Source organism: Pseudomonas sp. DCB_BI, assembly GCF_026240995.1.
Classification (GTDB): domain Bacteria; phylum Pseudomonadota; class Gammaproteobacteria; order Pseudomonadales; family Pseudomonadaceae; genus Aquipseudomonas.
Genome location: NZ_JAPFCG010000067.1, coordinates 1 through 462, shown reverse-complemented (window position 1 = coordinate 462; position 462 = coordinate 1). Strand labels below are relative to the sequence as shown.

The following is a 462-nucleotide window of genomic DNA, read 5'->3' as shown; positions in this document are numbered from 1 at the left end:
GGTGTGATTCATGACTGGGGTGAAGTCGTAACAAGGTAGCCGTAGGGGAACCTGCGGCTGGATCACCTCCTTAATCGACGACATCAGCCTGCTGATGAGCTCCCACACGAATTGCTTGATTCATTGTCGAAGACGATCAAGACCCTATATAGGTCTGTAGCTCAGTTGGTTAGAGCGCACCCCTGATAAGGGTGAGGTCGGCAGTTCAAATCTGCCCAGACCTACCAATATGCGGGGCCATAGCTCAGCTGGGAGAGCGCCTGCCTTGCACGCAGGAGGTCAGCGGTTCGATCCCGCTTGGCTCCACCACTTCTGTGGTACCTTGATCAAACTCAGAAATGAGCATTCGCATCGAATGTTGATTTCTGGCTTTTGTCAGATCGTTCTTTAAAAATTCGGATATGTGATAGATATAGACTGAACACCAGTTTCACTGCTGGTGGATCAGGCTAAGGTAAAATT

The 462-nt window shown here is 49.8% G+C and carries 2 tRNA genes and 1 rRNA gene; all 3 read left to right on the top strand.

Features of this window, described 5'->3' with window-relative positions:
- Positions 1-73: ribosomal RNA gene (locus tag OO258_RS27325) — 16S ribosomal RNA — on the top strand; the annotation flags it as partial.
- A gap of 77 nt (positions 74-150) precedes the next feature.
- Positions 151-227 (top strand) — tRNA-Ile (locus OO258_RS27320).
- A 6-nt stretch (positions 228-233) separates the two neighbouring features.
- Positions 234-309 (top strand) — tRNA-Ala (locus OO258_RS27315).
- Positions 310-462 lie beyond the last annotated feature (153 nt).